The 24,222-nt window shown below is 49.8% G+C and carries 18 protein-coding genes; 14 read left to right on the forward strand and 4 right to left on the reverse strand.

The features are described 5' to 3' along the window. The first annotated feature begins 196 nt into the window (after positions 1 to 196). A complete protein-coding gene (gene fic, locus ACKPVM_RS07985; RefSeq protein ID WP_409308424.1) occupies positions 197 to 1,297 on the forward strand; it encodes a protein adenylyltransferase Fic in 1,101 nt (366 codons plus the stop codon). A 219-nt stretch (positions 1,298 to 1,516) separates the two neighbouring features. On the opposite strand, the gene glpT is transcribed toward fic, so the two are convergent. Then, the gene (glpT, locus tag ACKPVM_RS07990) at positions 1,517 to 2,866 is read right to left on the reverse strand and encodes a glycerol-3-phosphate transporter (RefSeq protein ID WP_409308426.1); all 1,350 of its coding nucleotides are present in this window, start codon (positions 2,864 to 2,866) and stop codon (positions 1,517 to 1,519) included. Between the two features lie 310 nt (positions 2,867 to 3,176). Here glpT and glpA point away from each other — a divergent pair, with 310 nt between their 5' ends. The 5 genes from glpA to ACKPVM_RS08015 all read left to right on the forward strand — a co-directional run bounded on the left by glpA (position 3,177) and on the right by ACKPVM_RS08015 (position 10,229). After that, entirely contained in the window at positions 3,177 to 4,844 is a 1,668-nt protein-coding gene (gene glpA, locus ACKPVM_RS07995; RefSeq protein WP_409308654.1) for an anaerobic glycerol-3-phosphate dehydrogenase subunit A, read from the forward strand. After that, a complete protein-coding gene (glpB, locus tag ACKPVM_RS08000; RefSeq protein WP_409308428.1) occupies positions 4,834 to 6,096 on the forward strand; it encodes a glycerol-3-phosphate dehydrogenase subunit GlpB in 1,263 nt (420 codons plus the stop codon). The genes glpA and glpB overlap by 11 nt, the downstream gene beginning before the upstream one ends. After that, entirely contained in the window at positions 6,093 to 7,298 is a 1,206-nt protein-coding gene (gene glpC / locus ACKPVM_RS08005; RefSeq protein ID WP_409308430.1) for an anaerobic glycerol-3-phosphate dehydrogenase subunit GlpC, read from the forward strand. The genes glpB and glpC overlap by 4 nt, the downstream gene beginning before the upstream one ends. Positions 7,299 to 7,688: 390 nt before the next feature. Beyond that, entirely contained in the window at positions 7,689 to 8,384 is a 696-nt protein-coding gene (locus tag ACKPVM_RS08010; protein ID WP_409308431.1) for a pirin family protein, read from the forward strand. Between the two features lie 468 nt (positions 8,385 to 8,852). Further along, the gene (locus tag ACKPVM_RS08015) at positions 8,853 to 10,229 is read left to right on the forward strand and encodes a GntP family permease (RefSeq protein WP_409308432.1); all 1,377 of its coding nucleotides are present in this window, start codon (positions 8,853 to 8,855) and stop codon (positions 10,227 to 10,229) included. A gap of 74 nt (positions 10,230 to 10,303) precedes the next feature. On the opposite strand, the gene ACKPVM_RS08020 is transcribed toward ACKPVM_RS08015, so the two are convergent. Next, entirely contained in the window at positions 10,304 to 10,897 is a 594-nt protein-coding gene (locus ACKPVM_RS08020; RefSeq protein ID WP_409308434.1) for a YhgN family NAAT transporter, read from the reverse strand. A gap of 388 nt (positions 10,898 to 11,285) precedes the next feature. Here ACKPVM_RS08020 and asd point away from each other — a divergent pair, with 388 nt between their 5' ends. The 6 genes from asd (at position 11,286) to opp1C (ending at position 17,390) form a co-directional block, all read left to right on the forward strand. After that, positions 11,286 to 12,389 carry an aspartate-semialdehyde dehydrogenase gene (gene asd, locus ACKPVM_RS08025; protein ID WP_409308436.1) on the forward strand — a complete coding sequence of 368 codons (1,104 nt, stop codon included), beginning with the start codon at positions 11,286 to 11,288 and terminating at the stop codon, positions 12,387 to 12,389. A 195-nt stretch (positions 12,390 to 12,584) separates the two neighbouring features. After that, the gene (nikR, locus tag ACKPVM_RS08030; protein WP_409308655.1) at positions 12,585 to 12,995 is read left to right on the forward strand and encodes a nickel-responsive transcriptional regulator NikR; all 411 of its coding nucleotides are present in this window, start codon (positions 12,585 to 12,587) and stop codon (positions 12,993 to 12,995) included. Positions 12,996 to 13,184: 189 nt separating this feature from the next. After that, entirely contained in the window at positions 13,185 to 13,979 is a 795-nt protein-coding gene (locus ACKPVM_RS08035; protein ID WP_409308437.1) for a class I SAM-dependent methyltransferase, read from the forward strand. A 13-nt stretch (positions 13,980 to 13,992) separates the two neighbouring features. Next, the gene (gene nikA, locus ACKPVM_RS08040; RefSeq protein ID WP_409308439.1) at positions 13,993 to 15,591 is read left to right on the forward strand and encodes a nickel ABC transporter substrate-binding protein; all 1,599 of its coding nucleotides are present in this window, start codon (positions 13,993 to 13,995) and stop codon (positions 15,589 to 15,591) included. Positions 15,592 to 15,606: 15 nt separating this feature from the next. Further along, positions 15,607 to 16,545, forward strand: coding sequence for a nickel/cobalt ABC transporter permease (gene opp1B / locus ACKPVM_RS08045; protein WP_409308441.1), 939 nt, complete (start codon positions 15,607 to 15,609; stop codon positions 16,543 to 16,545). Beyond that, positions 16,542 to 17,390 carry a nickel/cobalt ABC transporter permease gene (gene opp1C / locus ACKPVM_RS08050; protein ID WP_409308443.1) on the forward strand — a complete coding sequence of 283 codons (849 nt, stop codon included), beginning with the start codon at positions 16,542 to 16,544 and terminating at the stop codon, positions 17,388 to 17,390. Before opp1B ends, opp1C begins: the two co-directional genes overlap by 4 nt. On the opposite strand, the gene ACKPVM_RS08055 is transcribed toward opp1C, so the two are convergent. Then, positions 17,387 to 19,105, reverse strand: a complete 1,719-nt coding sequence (locus ACKPVM_RS08055; protein ID WP_409308445.1) for a LytS/YhcK type 5TM receptor domain-containing protein — start codon at positions 19,103 to 19,105, stop codon at positions 17,387 to 17,389. The genes opp1C and ACKPVM_RS08055 overlap by 4 nt on opposite strands. Before the next feature lie 142 nt (positions 19,106 to 19,247). Next, positions 19,248 to 19,673, reverse strand: coding sequence for a hypothetical protein (locus ACKPVM_RS08060; protein WP_409308447.1), 426 nt, complete (start codon positions 19,671 to 19,673; stop codon positions 19,248 to 19,250). A 357-nt stretch (positions 19,674 to 20,030) separates the two neighbouring features. On the opposite strand from ACKPVM_RS08060, the gene glgB reads away from it, so the two are divergent. Both glgB and glgX read left to right on the forward strand, forming a co-directional pair. Then, positions 20,031 to 22,208, forward strand: coding sequence for a 1,4-alpha-glucan branching enzyme (gene glgB / locus ACKPVM_RS08065; protein WP_409308449.1), 2,178 nt, complete (start codon positions 20,031 to 20,033; stop codon positions 22,206 to 22,208). Then, entirely contained in the window at positions 22,209 to 24,221 is a 2,013-nt protein-coding gene (gene glgX / locus ACKPVM_RS08070; RefSeq protein WP_409308450.1) for a glycogen debranching protein GlgX, read from the forward strand. It abuts the gene before it with no gap. Position 24,222: the final 1 nt, after the last annotated feature.

Genomic DNA, 24,222 nt, shown 5'->3' on the forward strand with positions numbered 1-24,222 from the left:
CGTTCGAGCCTGTGCATGAATAAGCGCTTGGCAATCTCTTCCAGAGAGAACGCGCAGTGACCTTCTTCGATTTATCACGTCGACGTCGATCAAAAACGTGTCGATATAATCTGTTTTTATCGACACGTTATGGCGATATGTTTATGGTATCGACATAAAATAAAAACGTGTCGATAAAAAGAAGGTTTTTAAGCCTATGTCGTGGAATCCACATGAACCGTTTAATCAGCTTCCGAAACTTCCCCCTCAATGCGAGTTGATGGAGTCAATACCTGTACTGAAGTCTTGTATTAAGGCTCGGGCAGCGTTAGCAGAACTTAAGCAGGCAGGCGAACTTCTACCTAATCAAGGTTTATTGATTAATTTAATTCCGCTACTTGAAGCCAAAGATTCGTCTGAGATTGAAAATATTGTGACGACCTCGGATAAACTTTTTCAGTTTTCTCAAGAAGATAGCCAAGCTGATCCTGCAACAAAAGAAGCATTGCGCTACCGTACTGCACTTTATGATGGGTTTAAGTATTTGGGGCAACGTCCACTCTGCATCTCTACTGCAATCAGCATTTGTAGCACATTGAAAAATGCAGATATAGACATCCGAAAAATTCCTGGGACGGCTTTGGTTAGTGGTGATAACCGTATTGTTTACACGCCTCCAGTCGGAGAGGGAGTTATACGTGATTTACTCGGGAATTGGGAAAGCTTCATTCATGCGGATGATGATATCGATCCGCTCGTGAAGATGGCGATTGCACATTACCAGTTTGAGGCCATTCACCCGTTCCCTGATGGTAACGGTCGAACGGGGCGAATTCTTAATATTCTATTTCTGATTGAAAAGAACCTGTTGACGCTGCCAATCCTTTATTTAAGCCGATTTATTGTGGCCCATAAATCCGAATATTATGAGCGGCTGCGTGATGTGACGGTCTCTGGTCATTGGGATGCATGGGTGATTTTTATGTTGGGTGCGGTAAAGGAAACAGCAAGCTGGACAACAGACAAGATCGCTGCGGTTCGAGCACTATTCGATATTACCGCTTCCTATGTTCGAGAGTCATTACCGAAGCTCTACAGCCATGAATTAGTTGAAGTTATTTTTGAACAGCCCTATTGTCGTATAGCTAATCTAGTTGAAAAAGGCATTGCAAAACGTCAGTCTGCATCCACTTATCTGAAACAACTGTGTGACATTGGGATTCTTTATGAGATAGCGGTAGGGCGGGAGAAATTATATGTCCACCCCAAGCTGATACAGCTCATGACAAAGGATGATAATACTATCCATCTATATTAAATATACCAGCGAGACAGGCTTTTTTCGGAACGATAAGTTTGAAAGGAATGTCAGTTTTTAAACGGAAAGGGATTTAAAAGAAAAAACTGAGCCTGGTGGGGAAATCGTTCGAGCCTGTGTACATCCAATTTGTCGTCGTGTTGTTAGCGGTTATTTATCTCTGATATGGAGAAAGACGGCGTCTGCTGACGCCGTCTGATGGACGTTAACGTTCACGACTTACGCGCGTTGGGCTAACTCTTCTTTATGTTTTTTCTCGCTTAACATAACGACGACCAGTAGCAGTACCGCCAGTATGCTACCGCCGATCATCACCATAAAGCCGCCATCCCAGCCGAAGAAATCGACGGTATAACCTACGATGGCGCTAGCGGCAACGGAGCCGCCAAGATAACCGAACAGACCGGTAAAGCCTGCGGCGGTTCCCGCTGCTTTTTTCGGTGCCAGCTCCAGAGCATGGAGACCAATTAGCATAACCGGGCCGTAAATCAGGAAGCCGATAATAATCATACAAGCCATATCGACGTGCGGGTTACCTGCCGGATTCATCCAATAAACAATGGTGGCAATGGTGACCAGTATCATGAAGAAGACACCCGTCGCTCCACGGTTACCCTTGAAGACCTTATCTGACATCCAACCGCAGATTAGCGTACCGGGAATGCCCGCATATTCGTAGAGGAAATAAGCCCAGGATGATTTATCCAGAGCAAAGTGCTTCACCTCTTTGAGATAAGTGGGTGACCAATCAAGAATACCGTAGCGCAACAGGTAAACGAATACGTTGGCAATGGCGATATACCACAGCAATTTATTCGGGAAAACGTATTGCATGAAGATTTGCTTGGCAGTCAGTTCCTCTTCTGCTTTTTCATCATAATCAACAGGATAGTCATTTTTATATTCTTCGATAGGCGGCAAACCACAGGACTGTGGTGTGTCACGCATCAAAGCAAATGCGATCAGTGCAACGACAATAGCGGCAAATGCCGGCATGTATAACGCGGCTTTCCAATCGTTAAACCAGGCCATACCCAGTAGGAACAGCAGCGGCGGTAGTCCACCCCCTACGTTGTGCGCACAGTTCCAAATCGAAACGATCCCACCACGTTCTTTTTGTGACCACCAGTGAACCATCGTACGTCCACACGGCGGCCATCCCATTCCCTGAAACCAACCACACAGGAATAAGAGAACGAACATGATCGCGATGCTGGATGTTGCCCAAGGGACAAAGCCCATGAATAACATCACGGCGGCGGCCAGAATTAATCCTGCGGGTAGAAAGACACGCGGATTCGAACGATCGGATACCGAGCCCATGATGAATTTGGAAAAACCATAGGCGATAGAGATCCCGGACAGCGCGAAACCGAGATCGCCACGGGAAAAGCCTTGCTCTATCAGGTAAGGCATCGCCAGTGTGAAATTTTTACGAACGAGGTAGTAGGCTGCGTAGCCAAAGAATATTCCCATGAAAATCTGCCAGCGTAGGCGGCGATAAACAGGGTCAATGTTATTTTCCGCTATTCGCGGCTGGTGGGCGGCGGGCCTAAAAATGCTCAGCATAGATATCTCCAATGCGAAATAAAACGACAATTTATTGTTCTATTGCGAACGTGATTGTAGTGAGTACATATGTTGTTATCTGTGATTCAAAACCCAAATGTTACGGTTTTATGACGTGGTAACATTTTTTGGGAGCATGTTAACAAAAGTGAGTGAATAATAATCCTTATTTTAGTGACTCAAGTCACGTTTATGGTTTTATTTGGTTCTGTTATTTTCGTTTTTTGCTCGTTTTTGCTCTCTATCAAACATTAACCTTATCTTTTGTGTCCCAATAACAACATAAATGAGCGTCTAAGGTGGGATCATGATGCAAAAGAATAGGGCTCACCGGGAAACTGATGTTGTTATCATTGGTGGTGGTGCGACGGGGGCGGGTATCGCGCGTGATTGTGCATTACGTGGGTTGCATTGCCTCTTATTAGAACGTCACGACATTGCGACCGGGGCGACCGGGCGCAATCATGGCTTGCTGCATAGCGGTGCGCGTTATGCCGTAACCGATGGCGAATCCGCGCGTGAGTGTATTGAAGAAAATACGATCCTCCGCCGCATCGCTCGTCATTGTATTGAACCTACCGATGGATTGTTCCTTACTCTCCCCGAGGATGACCTTGCCTGGCAACGCCAGTTCATTACCGCATGTCAACAAGCGGGTATCAATGCACAGGCGATTGACCCGAAAGAAGCATTACAACTGGAACCTGCTGCTAATCCGACCATGATTGGCGCAGTGCGGGTGCCTGATGGGACCGTCGATCCGTTCAGGTTAACCACTGCCAATATGATTGATGCTTGTGAGCATGGGGCGAGTGTCCTGACCTATCATGAAGTGATTGGTTTGATCCGTCAGGGCGACAGAATTATTGGTGTGCGCGTTTTCGACCATAAAAACAGGGTCGAATCAGAAATTTACGCGCAGATTGTCGTTAATGCGGCGGGGATTTGGGGGCAACATATTGCTGAATATGCCGATCTGCGCGTTCGTATGTTCCCGGCCAAAGGCGCGTTGCTAATTTTAGGGCATCGCATTAACAACATGGTAATTAACCGTTGCCGTAAGCCAGCCGATGCCGACATTTTGGTGCCGGGCGACACCATTTCCCTTATTGGTACAACGTCAACCCGCGTGGACTATGACCAAATTGATAACATGATGGTGACGCCAGCTGAGGTCGATATCCTGATCCGTGAAGGTAGCATGCTCGCGCCGAAACTGGCTTCGACGCGTATTTTGCGTGCCTATGCAGGGGTTCGTCCGTTGGTGGCAAGCGATGATGATCCGACCGGGCGCAGTGTGAGTCGCGGCATTGTGCTGCTGGATCATGCCAGTCGTGATGGGTTGGAAGGATTTCTCACCATTACCGGCGGTAAGTTGATGACTTATCGGCTGATGGCCGAATGGGCCACGGATAAAATTTGTGAAAAGCTGGGCCTCCAGGTCGCTTGTTCAACGGCGCAGCGGCCGCTTCCGGGTTCTGAACCCGCCTCAGAAAATCAACCGTCGATACGCTCCTCGATAAAACACGACAAGGACAAGACACTGTCTGCACCGCTACGTGGCTCTGCTATTTATCGCCATGGTGAGCGCGCCGGGCGTTTGTTTTCCGGTGAACGTTTAGATAACAGTCTGGTTTGTGAATGCGAGGCGGTTACCGCCGGTGAAGTGCGCTATGCGGTGGAATCACTACAGGTAAACAACCTGATTGATTTGCGCCGTCGTACCCGCGTGGGAATGGGGACATGTCAGGGGGAACTGTGTGCGTGTCGTGCCGCCGGTTTATTGTGTCGGTTAGGGCAATCAACGCCGGAGCAATCCATTAACCAACTCAGTCAGTTCTTGAATGAACGCTGGAAAGGCATTCGCCCCGTTGCCTGGGGCAATACGCTGCGCGAAAGTGAATTTACCAATTGGGTATATCAAGGGTTGTGCGGTTTGACGGCCGACGATAACCAGGAGGAACACGATGCGGTATGACGTAGTCATTATTGGCGGCGGGCTGGCAGGATTAACCTGCGGTATCCGGCTATCTGAAGCGGGAAAACGTTGCGCTATCGTTAGCGCCGGACAAAGTGCGCTGCATTTCTCTTCTGGTGCGTTGGATTTGCTCTCTTGTCTGCCGGATGGTCGTGCGGTGAGTCATCCCTTGACGGCATTGACTGAGCTGGCTCGTCTGGCACCCCGTCACCCTTATTCTCTTATCGGCGCTGAGCGTATTGTGACCCTGTTACCGGAAGCGGAAGCGCTACTCAACCGTTCCAGTATCGTGATGCGTGGGGATTACCAACAGAACCATCAACGTATGACGCCGCTTGGTAAATTCCGTCCTTGCTGGCTGAGCCCTATCGATAGCGTGACCTGCGGCTATGGTGAAGAATTGGGATGGCAAAGTCCGCTGGTTGTTGGCATTGATGGTTTTCTCGATTTTCAATCCCGCATTGTGGCGGGTGCGTTACAAGAACAGGGTATTGCCGCGCGTAGCGACGACCTGAAACTCTCTATTTTGGATCCATTACGTCGCAATCCCAGTGAGTTCCGCTCCGTTAACATTGCCCGGGTGTTAGATAATCCGGCGAATCTGAGCGTGCTAATCGATGAACTGACCACTCTGGCTAGCGGCAATAACGCGGTGATCATGCCAGCTTGTCTGGGGCTGGAGAGTTCGGAACTGATGACGGCACTCCATCAAGCGCTGGGTAAACCGGTGTTGCTGTTGCCTACGTTGCCACCATCGCTACTGGGGCTACGCCTGTATCAGTCACTTTCCCGCCGTTTTCGCCAATTGGGCGGTATGGTCATGCCCGGCGATCGTGTGGTGCGAGCCGATCTGAAAACTGATGGTGTATCGCTGTACACTCACAACCATGGCGATATTCCGCTACGGACGACGCAGGTGGTGTTAGCGAGTGGCAGCTATTTCAGCAATGGTTTGGTGGCAGAGTTTGATCAGATTAAAGAACCTATTTTTGGTCTGGATGTGCGTTTCGATACTCGCCGTGAATGCTGGAGCCAGCAAGCGGTCTTTGCTGCTCAGCCCTACATGCAATTTGGTGTGATGACGGATGAAAGGTTGAGACCGGCTATTGACGGGAAAACGGTGGATAACCTGTATGCCATTGGCGCGGTATTGGAAGGATTTGATCCGATAGTTCAAGGGTGTGGTGCTGGCGTATCCATGCTCAGTGCACTGTATGTCGCTGACCAGATACTGAAGGAGAGCAACCCATGAGTCTGCTTACCGATAACAGTTTTGAGAATTGCATCAAATGTACGGTCTGTACCACTTACTGCCCGGTATCACGAGTAAACCCTTTGTATCCTGGGCCTAAGCAGGCGGGGCCGGATGGTGAGCGTCTGCGCCGGAAAGACCCGGCCCTATACGATGAAGCGCTGAAATATTGTACCAACTGCAAACGTTGCGAAGTCGCGTGTCCTTCAGATGTGAAAATCGGTGACATCATTCAGCGAGCGAAAGCTAATCATAGTGAGCATAAACCGACATTACGTGACGCCATTTTGAGTCATACCGATTTTATGGGAACGGTGTCGACGCCGTTTGCGCCATTAATCAATACGGCAACCAGCTTGAAACCTGTGCGTCAGCTATTGGATAAGGCGCTGAAAATCGATCACCGTCGTCAACTGCCGAAGTATTCCTTTGGGACGTTTCGCCGCTGGTATCATCAGCAGGCGGCGCAACAGCAGCGTTATGAAGAGCAAATTGCTTATTTTCATGGTTGTTATGTCAATTATAACCATCCGCAGCTAGGAAAAGATCTGATCCGGGTCTTTAACGCCATGGATATTGGCGTGCAGTTGTTAAACAAAGAGAAGTGCTGTGGCGTGCCGTTAATTGCTAATGGCTTCCATGAGCAGGCGCGTAAGCAGGCGCGGGTGAATATCCGTTCGTTAGATGAAAGCATCAACGGCAAATCGATTCCGGTTGTGGCGACATCATCCAGTTGTACCTTTACGCTACGCGATGAATACCCGCATTTGCTGGGGATTGATAATGCGAGCGTTCGCGAAGGTATTGAGTTGGTGACTCGTCGGCTTTATCGGTTATTAGAAGAGGAAGGCCGCTCCCTGCCATTACGTCCACTCTCGTTACGTGTGGCCTATCACACGCCATGTCATTTGGAGCGCATGGGATGGACGGCTTATACGCTAGCGTTGCTGCAACGTATCCCCGGTATTGAACTGATCGTTCTGGATTCGCAGTGCTGTGGAATTGCGGGAACCTATGGGTTTAAAAAGGAAAATTACACAACCGCGCAGGGGATCGGTGCGCCATTGTTTCGTCAGATAGAGGAAAGCGGTGTGGATGTGGTGGTGACGGATTGCGAAACCTGTAAGTGGCAAATTGAGATGTCCACCAGTAAACCTTGTGAGCATCCCATCACGCTGTTGGCTCGAGCGTTAGATGAATAAGGTTCGTAACGAGCGAACGTTATTTTTCTATGTTGTGGGATATGTCTATCGAGTGTGTAAAAAAAACACTTTACAGACGCGAATGATAATGATTATTATTGTCATGCGTTCCGGGGAACCGCAAATATGGTCGGTGTGAGGTTATCGCAAATGGCGTTGTTTGAACGCGGTTTGTATTAACTGTACACCATTAACCACGCGGTTTTGCTGTGAAGGCACGACATTGCTCACATTGCTTCCAGTATTTATTTAGCCAGCTCGGGTGCTGGCTTTTTTTTTGCCTGTCACCAACTTGTTCGGATTTTTCGAACAGAGCGTTAAGTTTTTTACGCTATCTTATTCTTCGCCTCCCGTTAGACTTTACTTATCGAAAACACGGGGACAGCGAACATGATCTATTTACGTAAAGCACAACAGCGCGGCCATGCCAACCACGGCTGGCTGGATAGTTGGCACACCTTTTCGTTTGCCGATTATTACGATCCCGAATTCATGGGTTTCTCTGCATTACGCGTGATCAATGAAGATCGGATTGAAGGTGGACAGGGGTTTGGTACGCACCCGCACAAAGATATGGAAATTCTGACGTATGTACTCCGTGGAACGGTTGAACACCAGGACAGCATGGGGAATAAAGAGCAGATCCCAGCGGGTGAGTTTCAGATTATGAGTGCAGGCACGGGGATCCGCCATTCGGAATACAACGCCAGTCGTGACGAGTTGCTGCATTTGTATCAAATCTGGATTATTCCTGAAAAAGCAGGGCTGACGCCGCGTTATGAGCAGAAACGTTTTGATGGTCTGCAAGGGCGTCAACTGGTGCTGTCACCGGATGCTCGTGAGGGTTCGCTGAAAGTTTTTCAGGACATGACGCTATGGCGATGGGCATTGAAACCGGATGAATCATCGGTTTATCCGATACAGGCAGGGCGTCGTATTTGGATTCAGGTTGTGCGTGGTCGGGTAGAGATTAACGGTCATATGGCGGAAACCAGCGATGCTTTCGCCATTTGGGATGAAGAAACGCTTTCTATTCATGCCCATGCGGACAGTGAAATTCTACTGTTTGATCTGCCGCCGGTATAAGTGTGGCGGCATGCAAATCGGTGTAGAAACCGATGTCAGAAAACCGTGGCGATGTTCACGGTTTTCTGTTTTCAGGCTGCTATATTGCCTATGTAGTCTGTTTTTTCATCAAATCGAACGTTCCACTATTATGCTGTTATTCATCTATACAAAACCTAAGCATTACTGTGCTTTTCGTGTTTCCTTCTCTGGAGCAGAGGCGCAGTGATGTTTAGGTTTTTTCCTTGCTGTGCATCATCGAAGGTCATACGGCGTGTTGTGATGTCTATTGGTTCTTTCTACTGCGACATGGCGTCTCGATCCGACATAGTTTGATCCCTGTCCCATATTGTGAATGAGATGATGCTTAATGGTTTCACATATTAACATGTTACCCGTATCATCAAATCGAGCCATTAAATAACGATGTTATACATTTTACAAATAGCCACAGTCAGGCCGTTATGGTGACGGCAGGGGAACTCAATAATGACAGAAATAACATCAGCTTATAGTGCAAGTGTCCTTTTGATGATTGCGGCCGGTGCCGTTGCATTACTGCTTGTACTGATCATGCGTTTCAAGGTTCATGCATTCCTGGCGTTAACCGTTGTCAGCCTGATAACGGCGCTGATCACCAAAACGCCTTACGAAAAAATTGTCCCGACGCTACTCAGCGGTTTCGGTAGCACGTTAGCTTCGGTTGCGTTGCTGGTTGGCCTAGGAGCCATGATTGGACGTTTGCTAGAAATTACCGGCGGGGCAAATGTTCTGGCTGATACATTGATCAATAAATTTGGGGAGCATCGCGCACCTTTTGCCTTAGGTATTGCCTCGTTACTCTTCGGTTTTCCGATCTTTTTTGATGCCGGGTTAGTGGTCATGTTGCCCATCATTTTCAGCGTGGCAAAGCGTTTTGGCGGATCGACGTTAAGATATGCTTTGCCTGCGGCAGGCGCATTCGCGGCGATGCATGCTCTGGTTCCACCTCATCCGGGGCCCGTCGTAGCCAGTGAACTGTTAGGAGCAAATATTGGGTTATTAGTGATTGTGGGTGGGATCATTGCTCTGCCAACCTGGTATTTTGGTGGCTACCTATTTGGTCTGTGGGCCGGCAAAAAATTCGATATAAAATTACCGTCAAGCTTTTTGTCTGAAGTTGAAGCTGACTCTAACGTTAAGCCTCCTCGTTTTTCTGTCGTGTTGAGTATTCTGTTACTCCCCTTACTTCTGATTTTTTTGGATACCGGGCTCAATACGCTGACGGTGATGGGCATCATTAACGGCGATAGCGGTATAGTTCAGTTTCTGCGGATGTTAGGGAAAACCCCGATTGCACTGTTGATCACGGTATTCTTTGCCCTTGTGGTCTTTAGTGGCAAACATAGTCGCAAACACCTGGAAAAAGTGTGCGATGGCGCATTAGGCCCTATTTGTTCCATTATTCTGGTGACGGGTGCGGGCGGAATGTTTGGCGGGGTATTACGTGCCAGCGGCATTGGTGACGCATTGGCTGGTGCATTAGCGGATACTGGCATGCCGTTGATTTTGGCGGCGTTTGTCGTATCCACCGCATTGCGTGTCGCACAGGGCTCGGCCACCGTCGCGCTGACGACGGCGGCAGCATTGATGGCACCAACCGTTGCGGCTACGCCAGGTCTGAGTGAATTTGATCTCTGTTTCCTTGTCGTCGCGATTGCGGGGGGCGCGACGGTACTGTCGCACGTGAATGATTCTGGTTTCTGGTTAGTGGGGCGTTTCCTTGAAATGGATGAGAAAACCACGCTGAAAACCTGGACGGTAATGGAAACGCTACTCGGTACCATCGCGTTCCTGATTGCGGCCGTGGGCAGTATTCTGCTTTAAAGCATTCTCTTTATCCTATCTGAGTGCCGTACCGATAAATCAGGTTTCGCCAATGGAAGGCGAAACCTGTTGGTTCACAGCCCCATGTATGCTCGCACGCCATCCAGAAACATCTGGGTAGAAAGCATAACCAGAATTAATCCCATCAGTTTTTCCAGTGCGCTGACACCTTTTTCTCCGAGCAGACGCAAAAAGAGATCGGACATCAGCAAAATAATGAAAGAGAGGCTCCAGGCGATAAAGAGAGCCAGCGTTAAATGCGGCAATCGATCGGGGTATTGATGCGACAACAGCATAAGCGCGGCAAGAATTGAAGGCCCCGCCACTAAGGGAATGGCCATCGGTACCAGAAAAGGTTCTTCACCGGCGGGCAAGCCGCTGCTGTTCCCTTCCTGAGAGGGAAATATCATGCGAATGGCAATCAGAAACAACACGATCCCGCCTGAAATGGATACGGTTTCGGTTCGCAGATTAAGAAATGCCAGAATACGTTCGCCAGCAAAAAGAAAAATCAGCATCAGTCCGAGTGCGATGAGCATCTCTCGGATTAACACGACGCGTCGGCGTTTGGGATCCAAGTGCTTTAATACGGACATGAAGATAGGCAGATTGCCAAGTGGATCCATAATAAGTAGCAACAGCACGGTTGCTGAGATCATTTCTGTCATTGTTGTTTTTCCATGCCTGAAATCCGGTTTCCTGATATCACACGATGATGTATGTCACCTTGTATATACCCGTCATACTTCAAGTTGCCTGTGCGTTGGCTACGCTCACTCACCCGAATCACTTACCTAAGTAAGCTCATCGGGATTCCCTCACTTGCCGCCTTCATGCAACTCGAATTATTTTGGGTATAAGCGCGACGATATTAGAATCACTGCTAAAAAACGTGGTGCTATCGAATAAATTCACTTGCGACTTTATGTACATTTTGTATGGTGGAAATACAATCACGCTTAATGTGTTGACTACAATACACCCGTCTTCTTCCAAGTTGCATCGGTGTTGGATCACCAGAATTATTTTTGTTACCCCCAAGGCAGGACAGTTACCATGAAAAATGTTGGTTTTATTGGCTGGCGCGGTATGGTCGGTTCGGTTCTCATGCAGCGCATGGTGGAAGAACGCGATTTTGATGCAATCCGTCCGGTATTTTTTTCGACGTCTCAGCACGGCGAAGCGGCCCCGGTGTTTGGTGGGCAGCAAGGCGTCTTGCAGGATGCTTACGATCTGGATGCGTTACGCGCACTGGATATTATCATCACCTGTCAGGGTGGCGATTACACGACGGACGTGTATCCAAAGCTGCGTGCCAGCGGTTGGCAAGGCTACTGGATCGATGCCGCTTCTTCTCTGCGTATGAAAGATGACGCCATTATTATTCTGGATCCGGTTAACCACGATGTGATTAAGCAAGGTCTGGATAATGGCATCAAAACATTTGTGGGTGGTAACTGTACCGTCAGCCTGATGCTGATGTCTCTGGGCGGTTTGTTTGCCAATAATCTGGTCGATTGGGTGTCTGTAGCAACCTATCAGGCTGCGTCTGGCGGTGGTGCGCGTCACATGCGCGAACTGCTTACTCAGATGGGGATGCTGCATGGTGACGTGGCCAAAGAGTTGCAAAACCCAGCCTCTGCCATTTTGGATATTGAACGCAAGGTCACCGCGCTGACGCGCAGTGGTACGCTGCCTACGGACAATTTCGGTGTACCGTTGGCAGGGAGCCTGATTCCCTGGATCGACAAACAGCTCGAAAACGGCCAGAGTCGTGAAGAGTGGAAAGGTCAGGCAGAAACCAACAAAATTCTCAGTACCAGTCAGGTTATTCCGGTGGATGGCCTGTGTGTTCGCGTGGGGGCACTGCGCTGCCATAGTCAGGCATTTACCATCAAGCTGAAAAAAGATGTGTCACTGCCGGAAATCGAGCAAATGCTGGCAACGCATAATGATTGGGTGAAGGTCGTGCCGAACGATCGCGAACTTACGATGCGCGAACTCACGCCAGCCGCCGTAACGGGAACGCTGTCTACGCCTGTTGGGCGTTTACGCAAGCTGAATATGGGGCCGGAATATTTGTCTGCCTTCACGGTTGGCGATCAGCTACTGTGGGGGGCGGCTGAACCGCTACGCCGTATGCTACGTATTCTGCTGTAATAGTTTTTGGTCTGGCGGCAACCGTTGATGAATTGCGCCAGACCTGCTTTTCCCGCCTGTACCCGTGTTTTCCCCGTTCGAACGGTTCTGATTTCCAGCTCTGTGACTTAATTGCGTTGAGACATATTTATTCTTCCCTCAACCTTTTATACTCGTCGTACTTCCAGCCCTTACCCCATTTTCTTTGAGGCTATGATGCAAAGACTGACCATTTCAATGGACGATCAACTCGCGCAGGATTTTGACGAACTGATGGCGCGTAAAGGATATGCCAATCGTTCTGAAGCGTTCCGCGATATGTTACGTCGGGAACTGGGGGAAATGACCTTCAAAATGGATAAGAACGGGGAATGTGTGGCGGTACTGAGCTATGTTTACGATCACCATGAACGCCAACTCTCCAGCCGTTTGGCGGAAATGCAGCATGATCATCACGACCTGACCGTATCGACGATGCACACACATCTGAGCCATGAAGAGTGTGTCGAAACGGTTATTCTGCGCGGTACTGCTGCGTTGGTTGAGCGTTTTGCTGAATCCGTCATGGCGCAAACGGGTGTGCGTCATGGGCAATTAAATCTCATCTCATTGTCACCCTCTCTGTAAATCCCCTTATCAACGAAGTGGATATTACGCTAGATCATGGAAGTATGATTTTTTTTTAAAACTTCATACTCCTTCATTAAACATCACGACGTTATCTGTTATAAATCGGGCATAAAAACACCTCTTCCCGTTCAGCCCCAGCGCGGATGGTCTTGACGCTGGCCTGAAATGATTAACAGGATAACCCGCGTGAGCCAGCTCCTTGTCGAAAATGAACCCCGTGAACTTTTAGAACGTGAACTCTTAGACGATGTTCAATGCTATTGGACTGGCCGTGCGGCGAGTTATAGCCAGTTGAACGCCGCTGAACTGGCCAATGCCAAACGAGCTGCATGGTTGAACAAAATCATGGCATACGCACCGGAAAAGCCGGTCTTGAAGGTATTGGATATTGGCACCGGCCCTGGTTTTTTTGCGGTCACGATGGCGTTGGCTGGGCATCATGTGACGGCGGTGGATATGACGCAGGCCATGTTGGATCAGGCTAACGCCAATGCATCACGGTACGGCGTCAGCGTGAATTTTGTATTGTCGGACGTACATACGCTGCCGTTTGACGATAACAGTTTTGATTTGATCGTGACGCGTAACGTGACCTGGAATCTGGATGCGCCACAGTGTGCCTATGAAGAGTGGCGACGAGTGCTGGTACCTGGGGGGCGTATGGTGAATTTTGACGCTAACTGGTATTTGCAACTGTTTGATGAACACTGTCGCCTTGGTTATCTGGAAGATCGGGCAAATGCACGCTATTTGGGGTTGGACGATCACTATGTGAATACGGATACCACCGCGATGGAAAACATTGCCCGCCAGCTGCCGCTGAGTCGTGAGCGCCGTCCGCAATGGGATATGCAGGCATTGCTGAAGTGTGGTTATCACAAACTGATGGTGGATACCCAGGTTGGAGATGAACTATGGGATGACACCGAAAAGGTGAACTACGCGTCAACGCCGATGTTTCTGGTCTGCGCAGAGAAATAGAGTAGGGATCAACATGATAGGGCGCATAACAATACTATCTCGTTTATTTTTATATCGAATTCGGGCGTTCGGCGTGCTTTTGCTGTGTCTGGTGGCTCCCGGTATTCTGGCGGCAGAAGGAACGCTGAATTACGCCAGTACCAAGGATATCCGTGACATTAATCCTCATCTTTACAGCGGTGAGATGGCAGCACAAAACATGGTGTTCGAATCCCTGGTGGTGAATACCGATCGCGGCGTACAACCCTGGCTGGCATCGCGTTGGAGCATTTCGCCTGATGGCAAACGCTACACGTTCTTTTTGCGTCAGGACGTAACATTCAGCGATGGCGAAAAGTTTAATGCGTCGGCAGTGAAGCTGAATATGGATGCGGTGCTGGCAAACTATCAACGGCATGCCTGGCTTGAACTGGTTAGACAAATTGATCGCGTTGATGTGATCGATGAATACACCGTGGCGATCCAGTTAAAAAATCCTTATTACCCTACGCTGGTTGAACTCGGGTTAACCCGTCCCTTCCGCTTTATTTCTCCTCGTGATTTTATTCAGGGACAAACCAAAGACGGTGTCAGTGCCTATTCCGGCACCGGGCCGTGGTTGCTGCATGATCATGTGAAAAACCAGTACGCGGTATTTGATGCTAATCCGAACTATTGGGGAACCCCTCCCGTGTTACAACGGGTTGTCTGGAAGGTGATTCCCGATCGGCAAAGTATGCTATTAGCCTTGGAAAAAGGTGATATTCAGCTTATTTTCGGTGCAGATGGCGACATGTTTGATAGTGACAGTTTTATGGCGTTGCAGGCCAGCGGGAGGTTTGGTTCGGCGGTTAGCGAACCGATCGGATCGCGAGCGCTGGTATTGAACAGTAGCCGACCCGTTACATCTGAACGTCAGGTTCGTTTGGCATTGCAGTACGCTGTTGATAAGCAGGCGATCGCTGAAGGTGTGATGTCGGGGAGCGAAAGTGTGGCGGACACACTGCTGGCGCGTAACGTCCCTTATGCGGATATCGCTGACCTGCCAATCTATCACTATGACATAGCAAAAGCCCGAACGCTGTTGGATGAAGCCGGGTGGTTGTTGCCTGCGGGGAAATCCGTGCGTGAAAAACAGGGCTTGCCGATGCGGTTGGTATTCTCTTACAACAGTAATAACGCCGGTGAGCGACAAATTGCCGAAGTGGTACAAAGCGATTTCCGTCAGGTCGGCGTGGATGTTGAGCTGATAGGAGAAGAGAAGCAAGCGTATCTCGATCGGCAGCGATCTGGGGACTTTGATCTGCAATATTCGCTTTCCTGGGGAAAACCTTACGATCCACAGTCGTATGTTTCCTCTTTCCGTATCCCGGCCCACGCCGATTATCAGGGACAAAAAGGGCTGCCAAATAAAGCTGAACTGGACGCGCTGATCGGTCGTGTATTGATTGCTCATGATGAGTCGCAGCGTCAGGCGTTGTATCGGCAGATACTGATGACGCTGGCGCAGGAAGGTGTGTATATCCCACTGACGTATTCCCGCACTAAAGCGGTATTCAGTAAGCGATTACATGGGGTGACGTTTAATCCTTCTCAGTACGAAATTGCGTTTGAAAAGATGTCGTTGCATTAAGCCCCGGAGACGACGATGACACGCTATATTCTTCGTCGCTTGTTGATGATGATCCCGCTGATTCTGGCGATCTCCTGGATCGCCTTTGCGCTCATCCAACTTTCTCCCTCCGATCCCGCAGAGGTTGCACTGCGCGTCAATATGATCGTGCCAACCGATGAGGCCATCGCGGCCATGCGGCATGAGTTAGGACTGGAACGGCCATTCTGGCAGCAGTATTTCATTTGGCTGGAACGTTGTGTCCATCTGGATTTTGGTACGTCCTTTGTGACGCGCGCCAGCGTGTGGGTGGAAATGAAGCAGGCGCTGCCTGTGACGCTGTGGCTGGCGGGCAGTGCGCTGGGGATGATCTTGCTGTTTTCGCTATCGCTCGCGATGCTCTGCGTGATGACGAAAGAGACGTGGTTGGACAAACTACTGCGTGTGCTGCTATTCCTGTTTACCTCCATGCCGAATTACTGGGCAGGGTTGCTACTGATCTGGTTGGTCGCGGTGAAATTGAACTGGCTACCGATAGGAGGCGTTGAGTCATCTGGCGCGGTTATCCTGCCAGCGCTGACGTTATCGCTGGGTTATATCGGTACTTACGTTCGGCTGTTGCGTAATAATATGTTGGCGCAACTGAGTCTGCCCTATGTGGAATATGCTCGCGTCAGAGGGTTGAGCGAACGGCGTATTCTATGGCGGCATGTGCTGATCAACGCCATGTATTCTCCGCTGGTTGCGCTGGGGATGAGCATTCCAAAGCTCATCGCGGGCACGTTAATCATTGAAAACATCTTTTCTTGGCCCGGCCTGGGACGGCTGTGCGTGACGGCTATTTTCAACCGCGACTATCCGGTGATTCAGGCGTATGTGTTGCTCATGGCCTTACTGTTTGTGGTGGCTAATTTCATTATCGATTTGCTACAGATGTGGCTCGATCCGCGCTTGCGTGATGGTGTGGCGCAATGATCCGTCGTTTTTGGCTACGGTTATCGCAGGATCGCGTGGCGCTACTGTGCTTGTGTGCGGTGGTGGTCATTTTAGGTGCGGGGGTGTTAGCGCCGTGGTTGGCCCCGAACGATCCGCTGCTGGTATCGTGGCGGGATAAATACCACCCCATAAGTGGTCATTTTCCTCTCGGCGCCGATCATCTTGGACGTTGCGTGCTTTCTCGCTTACTTTTCGGTATTCGCACGACGGTATTTGTCTCATTAGCGGCAATGGTGGCTACACTGACGTTGGGCATGCTGATTGGTGTTTTGGCTGGCTACTTTCGTGGACGAGTCGACAGTGTATTGATGCGCTTTTCAGACGTGATGCTTTCTTTTCCCGGTGAAGTGATGATCTTTGCGCTCGTCGGTATTCTGGGACCAGGATTAACGAATATTGTGCTGGCGATTTTGTTAGTGAAATGGGCATGGTATGCCCGAATGATCCGCGGCATTGTCATGCAGTACAGTGATAAACACTATATTCACTATGCCAGACTGATTGGCTGTCCTTCTCATCACATTATCATGCGCCATGTTCTTCCGGTGACGTTCGCTGAAATTGTGGTGCTGGCGACAACCGATAGCGGTGCCGTCATTTTGCTGCTTTCGGCACTTTCTTTCCTCGGTTTAGGTGTACAACCCCCAACCCCGGAATGGGGCGCAATGCTGGGCGAGGCCAAAAACGTCATGCTTACCCATCCGGAACAGATGCTACCTGCTGGCATTGCTATCGTGGTGATGGTGGCCTCGTTTAATTATCTGGGTGATTTTCTGCGTGATGTATTGGATGTGCAGAACATCGGGGACGCGTCGCAACCCTAGGCAGCCTCTTCAATATCCGCTATCGCCTTGCGGGGAGAAATCAACGGAACGCGTACTTCTACACGCGTGAATTTATCTGATTCGCAGACCACGGTGATGCCATAACGGTTGCCGTAGCGCGCCTTAATCCGGCGATCGACCAGATTCATCCCCAACCCATCCCCGCCGCTGTGTGGTTGATACATACCCGCATTGTCCTCTACGGTGAGTTCCAGCGTATTGGCGTGCATACGTCCGCTGATATGGATATAGCCACTCTCAATCATCTGGGAAACGCCGTGCTTAATCGCGTTTTCAACGATGGGTTGCAGAGAAAATGCGGGCAACCGTGCTTCCAGCAACTCATCCGGCAAGGAGATTTCTACCGTGAGGTGATCGGCAAAGCGTGCCTTCTCGATTTCCAGATAAGCATTCACGTGCTCAATCTCATCGTTAAGCGACACTTCATCGTTACTGCGTTTAAGGTTTTTACGAAAAAAAGTCGACAGAGATAACACCAACTGGCGTGCATGATCAGGATTACGTCGAATAACCGCCGATAATGTGTTCAGGGCATTAAACAGAAAATGCGGGTTAACCTGCGCATGGAGTAGCTTGATTTCTGATTGCACCAAGAGCTGTTTTTGCTGTTCGAAGCGCCCGGCCAGAATCTGTGCAGACAACAGGTGCGCGATACCTTCCCCTAGCGTGCGATTGATGCTGGAAAAGAGTTTGTTCTTGGGTTCATACAGCTTGATGGTGCCGATGACGCGTTGTTCCTCACCGCGCAGTGGGATAACCAGTGTCGATCCCAGCTTGCAACTGGAGGAGATCGAGCAAGTATAAGAGACTTCGTTGCCATCGGCGTAGACCACCTGATTGTTATCAATGGCGCGTCGGGTGTGCGATGAGGTAATGGGAGAGTCGACCTTATGATGATCGTCGCCCAGCCCAATGAAGGCGAGTAATTTGTCGCGGTCAGTAATGGCGACGGCTCCCACGCCGAGTTCTTCGTAGAGAATACGCGCCACGCGCATGCTGTTCTGCTGATTGAACCCCTGGCGTAACGCCCCTTCGGCGCGAGCGGCAATCTGCAACGCTTTGGCGGAAAATGCGGACGTGTATTTCTCGAAAATTGCCCGCCTGTCGAGCAGGATACGCATAAACATCGCGGAACCGATAGAGTTCGTGATCATCATTGGCAAGGCGATATCCGTCACCAGTTCTGCGGCGCTGTCAAAGGGACGAGCGACCAGCAGGATGATGGCCATTTGCAGGATTTCCGCCACCAGTGCAGTTAACCCCACCACTAACGGCTGGAACAGTAAATCGATACGATTACGGCGCGCCAGATAGCGATGTAACAGACCGCCGATTAACCCTTCGGCGATGGTCGATAGCATACAGGCTAATGCGGTCATTCCGCCCATGGAATAGCGGTGTAATCCCCCGGTGAGCCCAACCAAAAATCCCACGGAAGGGCCGCCGAGCATCCCGCCTAATACAGCACCTGTTGCACGCGTATTGGCAATAGAATCATCAATATGTAAGCCAAAATAGGTTCCCATAATACAGAACATGGAGAAAACCAGATAACACACGAGCTTGTGAGGTAAACGGATTGTGACCTGCATCAGTGGGATGAACAGCGGTGTTTTGCTCAGCAGATAGGCAATAACCAGATAGACGCACATCTGCTGCAACAATGAAAGAATGAGATCGACCTGACTAACCATAGATAAAGGTGTCCTACTGCTACTGCCTGAACATACTGTGCTTTAAACGCGCAATGCTTTAAACGAGCAATTGTAGCGCGTTCTCTGACGTCACGATATGCGCGGTGGTGAACGGTGAGCCATGCTTGCCGTAAAATGCAGGCTATTCGGCATATTGTGGCCAATTAAACTTGTAATTTAATGGCGGTAATTCTTTATGTTGAATAAGGTAAGTTTGTAATATTTTTCCTTCAATCGCATAGGCTTCTTCTTTTGTTTGCGTGGGATGCCAGCGAATGAAAAGCGTGTCCAATGGAAAATGTTTTTCAAATTCATATTGTTTATAACGCCATCCTGCCATATGTCCACGAGGACGACGTCCGTTAGCGCATGCGATGAAAGATTTTATCCTTCCGCAAAGATTTTTTGACTCACCGATATCCAGGATACCTTCGGTATCGATTCCCACTGCTCGGTGTATCGCGATTCGGGTGGCGATGATGTAAGCGCCGCAGCCTACGGGGACCTCAAGTGGGCAAGGGCTCAATTTTTGCCACTCACTCCACTCATTCCAGTTAGCTAGCTCCATTTTGATATCCCTGTCTTTTGTGTTGACTGTTGACGCAATAACACGGCTTTTTAAGCAAAAGATGCTAAAAATAATCAGTCATAATTTATTCATATAAATATAAACAGAAAAATTTAAGCATATCCCAGTTATTTCGAATTTCTTTGACTAAGCTAATTTATACCTCCTTCGTTAGCAAACTCTTTCATAGTATTAGATATTTTTGTGATTTTGGGTCATTCGTTAGCAGGCTAGTAACTGATTGGTTTTATTGTGATTTGTGCTAAGACTTGGCGAGACGAAATATAAGCATAGTGCAATGAACTATTTGTGTAACTTGTTTATTTAATTCAAATGGTTAATCAGAGGATAGATACCATGTCAGCGTTTTCTGATGCGATTAATGCACTTATTGCCGGACATTATGCCGACCCTTTTTCTCTGCTGGGAATGCATCAAACCGATAACGGGTTAGAAGTCAGGGCATTATTACCCGATGCTCAGGAAGTATGGGTTGTTGACGCGTCTAACGGGAAAAAAGTTGTTGAATTAGAGAAAATAGATGCCCGTGGTTTTTTTTGTCGTGTACTGCCGCGCAGAAAAAATCGGTTTCATTACCAACTGTCTGTCACCTGGCAAAACGACGTTTGTTTGGTTGAAGATCCTTACCGTTTCGGCCCGTTATTACAGGATTTGGATATCTGGTTACTGGCCGAAGGCACGCATTTACGTCCCTACGAACGCTTAGGTGCGCATCTGACAACGCTGGATGGCGTTGCGGGTACACGTTTTGCCGTGTGGGCACCGAATGCTCGGCGGGTATCCGTGGTTGGTCCGTTCAACTTCTGGGATGGTCGCCGTCACCCGATGCGTTTAAGAAAAGAGAACGGTATCTGGGAACTGTTTTTACCGGCAGTTGCTCAAGGACAACTGTATAAGTACGAAATCGTCGATTGTCATGGCAATGTCCGCCTGAAGGCGGATCCTTACGCTTTTGAAGCACAAATGCGTCCAGATAATGCCTCTCTGATCACGCCGTTGCCGGAGAAGGTGCCGGTGAGTGAGGCGAGACGGCAGGCTAATGGGTTGCAATCGCCTATCTCAATTTATGAAGTGCACCTCGGTTCCTGGCGACGTCATACGGATAACAACTTTTGGCTCAGTTATCAGGATCTGGCAACGCAACTGATAGCCTATGTTAAAGACATGGGTTTCACCCATATCGAACTCATGCCGATTAACGAGCATCCCTTTGACGGTAGCTGGGGATATCAGCCCCTTGGGCTTTATGCGCCGACACGTCGGTTCGGCACGCCGCAGGCATTCAGACAATTTATTGATGCGTTTCACGACGCGGGTATCAACGTCCTGTTGGACTGGGTGCCGGGGCATTTCCCCGGTGATGAACATGGTCTGGCGCAGTTTGATGGTACGGCGCTGTATGAGTATGCCGATCCCCGCGAAGGTTATCATCAGGACTGGAATACCCTGATTTACAACTATGGGCGTCATGAAGTGCGTAACTATCTGGCCGGCAACGCCCTGTTCTGGATGGAGTACTATGGGATTGACGGTATGCGGGTCGATGCCGTCGCGTCGATGATTTATCGTGATTACAGCCGTAAAGCGGGAGAGTGGGTACCGAACCATTATGGTGGTAAAGAGAATCTCGAAGCCATCGCATTCCTGCGCTATACCAACCAGATGCTCGGCCAGGCTTACTCCAGTGCGGTGACCATTGCCGAAGAATCGACGGATTATCCCGGCGTCACGATGCCACCGGACTGCAATGGTCTGGGGTTCCATTACAAGTGGAATATGGGCTGGATGCATGACACGTTGTCTTATATGCAGCTTGATCCGGTTCATCGCAAATACCACCACGATAAGCTGACGTTCGGCATGTTGTATGCCTATAGCGAAAATTTTGTCCTGCCGATCTCTCATGATGAAGTCGTGCATGGTAAACGCTCTCTGCTTGACCGTATGCCCGGCGATGTCTGGCAGAAATTCGCTAACTTACGTGCCTATTACGGTTTTATGTGGGCTTATCCCGGCAAAAAGCTGCTGTTTATGGGCTGTGAGTTCGCGCAGGGCCGCGAATGGAATTATGACGCCAGTCTCGATTGGCATTTGCTTGATGAACCAGAAGGTTGGCATCGTGGTGTTCAGCAATTGGTGCGCGATCTTAATCATTGTTATCGCCAGCATGCGCCGCTGTATCAGCTGGATTTTCAGCCTCAGGGATTTGAATGGTTGGTTGTGGACGATCGGGAAAATTCCGTTTTTGCTTTTGTACGGCGCGACGAGCAGGGCAATGAAATCCTGATTGTCAGTAATTTTACGCCAGTCCCTCGTTATGGATACCGCATAGGTATTAACCAGCCCGGACGCTGGCGAGAAATCATTAACACCGATTCAGGCTACTATCACGGTAGCAACTTGGGTAACGAAGGGGCGATTGAGAGCGAAACGATAGCTAGCCATCAACGCCCGCAGTCACTGGTGTTGACGATTCCTCCTCTGGCCACGCTTTATCTGGTGAAGGAGGCGTAAATGACGGTATTGCAAGCAGGGTCCGCCAGCCCTCTGGGTGCCAGTTTTGACGGTGAAGGCGTCAATTTCGCCCTGTTTTCAGCCGATGCGCAGCGAGTAGAACTGTGTCTGTTTGATGAACGACAGCAGGAGCAACGGTTCGCGTTAACGCAGCGCAGCGGTGATATCTGGCATGGCTACCTGCCTGGCGCAAAACCCGGTTTGCGTTATGGCTTTCGCGTCGATGGGCCGTTCGATGCGCTTCAGGGATTGCGTTTCAACCCGCATAAATTGTTGCTGGATCCTTGCGCCCGACAGTTGGATGGCTGGGTGGTGGATGACGAAGGGTTGCACGGCGGTTTCGACCAGCGTGATGAGCGTGATAGCGCCGATGTAATGGCCAAGTGTGTCGTCGTTGACGAAGAATACGATTGGGAAGATGACCGCCATCCACAGACGCCATGGAGTCAAACGGTCATTTATGAAGCCCACGTGCGTGGGCTGACCCAATTGCACCCCGATATTCCGGAGGCGATTCGCGGTAGCTACGCCGCACTGGGCCATCCAGTGATGATCGATTACCTGAACCGATTGGGTGTAACAGCACTGGAGTTATTGCCCGTTCAGCAACATGCGGATGAACCACGGCTACAGCAGATGGGATTGCGTAACTATTGGGGTTACAACGTGCTATTGCCTTTCGCTGTCGATAACAGTTTGGCTGCTGGCGACGATGCGCTGAATGAATTTCGCGATGCGATCAAAGCGCTGCATCGTGCTGGCATTGAAGTCATTCTTGACGTGGTGTTTAACCACAGTGCCGAACTGGATGTGGAAGGCCCGACGCTTTCTCTGCGGGGTATCGATAATCGTCATTATTACTGGCTTAACGAGCATGGGGAATACCATAACTGGACCGGATGCGGCAACGTACTCCGCCTCAATCACCCGGCGGTGATGGAGTGGGTGATGGATTGTCTACATTTCTGGCGCGAAGTCTGTCATATCGATGGTTTTCGTTTTGATCTGGCTACCGTGCTTGGACGCACGCCTTCTTTTAACGCTTCCGCTCCCCTCTTGGCTGCAATGAAAAATGATGAGCGTTTGCAGGGATGCAAGTTGATTGCCGAGCCCTGGGATATCGGCGAGGGCGGTTATCAACTGGGACAATTCCCCGTCCCGTTTGCCGAGTGGAGCGATCGTTATCGTGATGATATGCGGCGTTTCTGGTTGCATGGCGATATTCCGCTTGGTGGTTTTGCCCGTCGTTTCGCTGCATCCAGCGATATCTTCCAACACGATCAGCGTCTGCCTTATGCCTCTATCAATAAGTTGACTGCGCACGACGGTTTTACGCTGCGCGATCTGGTGTGTTTTAACCACAAACACAATGAAGCGAATGGTGAAGGCAATCGCGACGGGACGAACAGCAATTTTAGCAATAACCACGGCACGGAAGGGATTGAGGCCGATGTAGAAACGCAGCAGCGTCGCGACGTCAGTCAACGCGCTTTGCTGACAACGCTGCTGTTATCTCAAGGCACGCCGATGCTGCTGGCAGGCGATGAGCATGGTCACAGCCAGGAGGGCAACAATAATGCCTATTGTCAGGATAACGAACTGACCTGGTTGCATTGGGATGACGCGGATAGCGCCCTATGCCGGTTTACCGCCGGGCTAATCCAGTTGCGCCGCACGATACCGGCGCTCACGCAAGAAGCGTGGTGGCAGGATGGTGATGGGGCGGTGCAGTGGCTTAATGAGCAAGGCCAGCCGTTGACTCCCGATCAATGGGAGCGAGGGGATCATCAGTTACAGATTGTGCTTTCTGACCACTGGCTGTTACTGATTAATGCCAGTGAACGGGCTGGAACATTTTCGTTACCTGAGGGGGAATGGCGCGTTTCCCCACCGTTTGATGATGAGCCGTCGCTGGGTGAAAAAGGATTTCGGATGGATTCGGGAATATGGCACGGAAATGCGCGCACGGTATGCGTCCTGACCAAGTCGCTATCAAAGAGAACATCTCTGTAAA

Source organism: Pectobacterium hainanensis (assembly GCF_046237015.1).
Lineage (GTDB): Bacteria > Pseudomonadota > Gammaproteobacteria > Enterobacterales > Enterobacteriaceae > JBJYIN01.

What these genes read in the sequence shown, in the direction of transcription:
- fic (WP_409308424.1), top strand. Translation starts at nt 197, where the DNA reads ATGTCGTGGAATCCACATGAACCGTTTAATCAGCTTCCGAAACTTCCC.
- glpT (WP_409308426.1), bottom strand. Translation starts at nt 2,866, where the DNA reads ATGCTGAGCATTTTTAGGCCCGCCGCCCACCAGCCGCGAATAGCGGAA.
- glpA (WP_409308654.1), top strand. Translation starts at nt 3,177, where the DNA reads ATGCAAAAGAATAGGGCTCACCGGGAAACTGATGTTGTTATCATTGGT.
- glpB (WP_409308428.1), top strand. Translation starts at nt 4,834, where the DNA reads ATGCGGTATGACGTAGTCATTATTGGCGGCGGGCTGGCAGGATTAACC.
- glpC (WP_409308430.1), top strand. Translation starts at nt 6,093, where the DNA reads ATGAGTCTGCTTACCGATAACAGTTTTGAGAATTGCATCAAATGTACG.
- ACKPVM_RS08010 (WP_409308431.1), top strand. Translation starts at nt 7,689, where the DNA reads ATGATCTATTTACGTAAAGCACAACAGCGCGGCCATGCCAACCACGGC.
- ACKPVM_RS08015 (WP_409308432.1), top strand. Translation starts at nt 8,853, where the DNA reads ATGACAGAAATAACATCAGCTTATAGTGCAAGTGTCCTTTTGATGATT.
- ACKPVM_RS08020 (WP_409308434.1), bottom strand. Translation starts at nt 10,897, where the DNA reads ATGACAGAAATGATCTCAGCAACCGTGCTGTTGCTACTTATTATGGAT.
- asd (WP_409308436.1), top strand. Translation starts at nt 11,286, where the DNA reads ATGAAAAATGTTGGTTTTATTGGCTGGCGCGGTATGGTCGGTTCGGTT.
- nikR (WP_409308655.1), top strand. Translation starts at nt 12,585, where the DNA reads ATGCAAAGACTGACCATTTCAATGGACGATCAACTCGCGCAGGATTTT.
- nikA (WP_409308439.1), top strand. Translation starts at nt 13,993, where the DNA reads ATGATAGGGCGCATAACAATACTATCTCGTTTATTTTTATATCGAATT.
- opp1B (WP_409308441.1), top strand. Translation starts at nt 15,607, where the DNA reads ATGACACGCTATATTCTTCGTCGCTTGTTGATGATGATCCCGCTGATT.
- opp1C (WP_409308443.1), top strand. Translation starts at nt 16,542, where the DNA reads ATGATCCGTCGTTTTTGGCTACGGTTATCGCAGGATCGCGTGGCGCTA.
- ACKPVM_RS08055 (WP_409308445.1), bottom strand. Translation starts at nt 19,105, where the DNA reads ATGGTTAGTCAGGTCGATCTCATTCTTTCATTGTTGCAGCAGATGTGC.
- ACKPVM_RS08060 (WP_409308447.1), bottom strand. Translation starts at nt 19,673, where the DNA reads ATGGAGCTAGCTAACTGGAATGAGTGGAGTGAGTGGCAAAAATTGAGC.
- glgB (WP_409308449.1), top strand. Translation starts at nt 20,031, where the DNA reads ATGTCAGCGTTTTCTGATGCGATTAATGCACTTATTGCCGGACATTAT.
- glgX (WP_409308450.1), top strand. Translation starts at nt 22,209, where the DNA reads ATGACGGTATTGCAAGCAGGGTCCGCCAGCCCTCTGGGTGCCAGTTTT.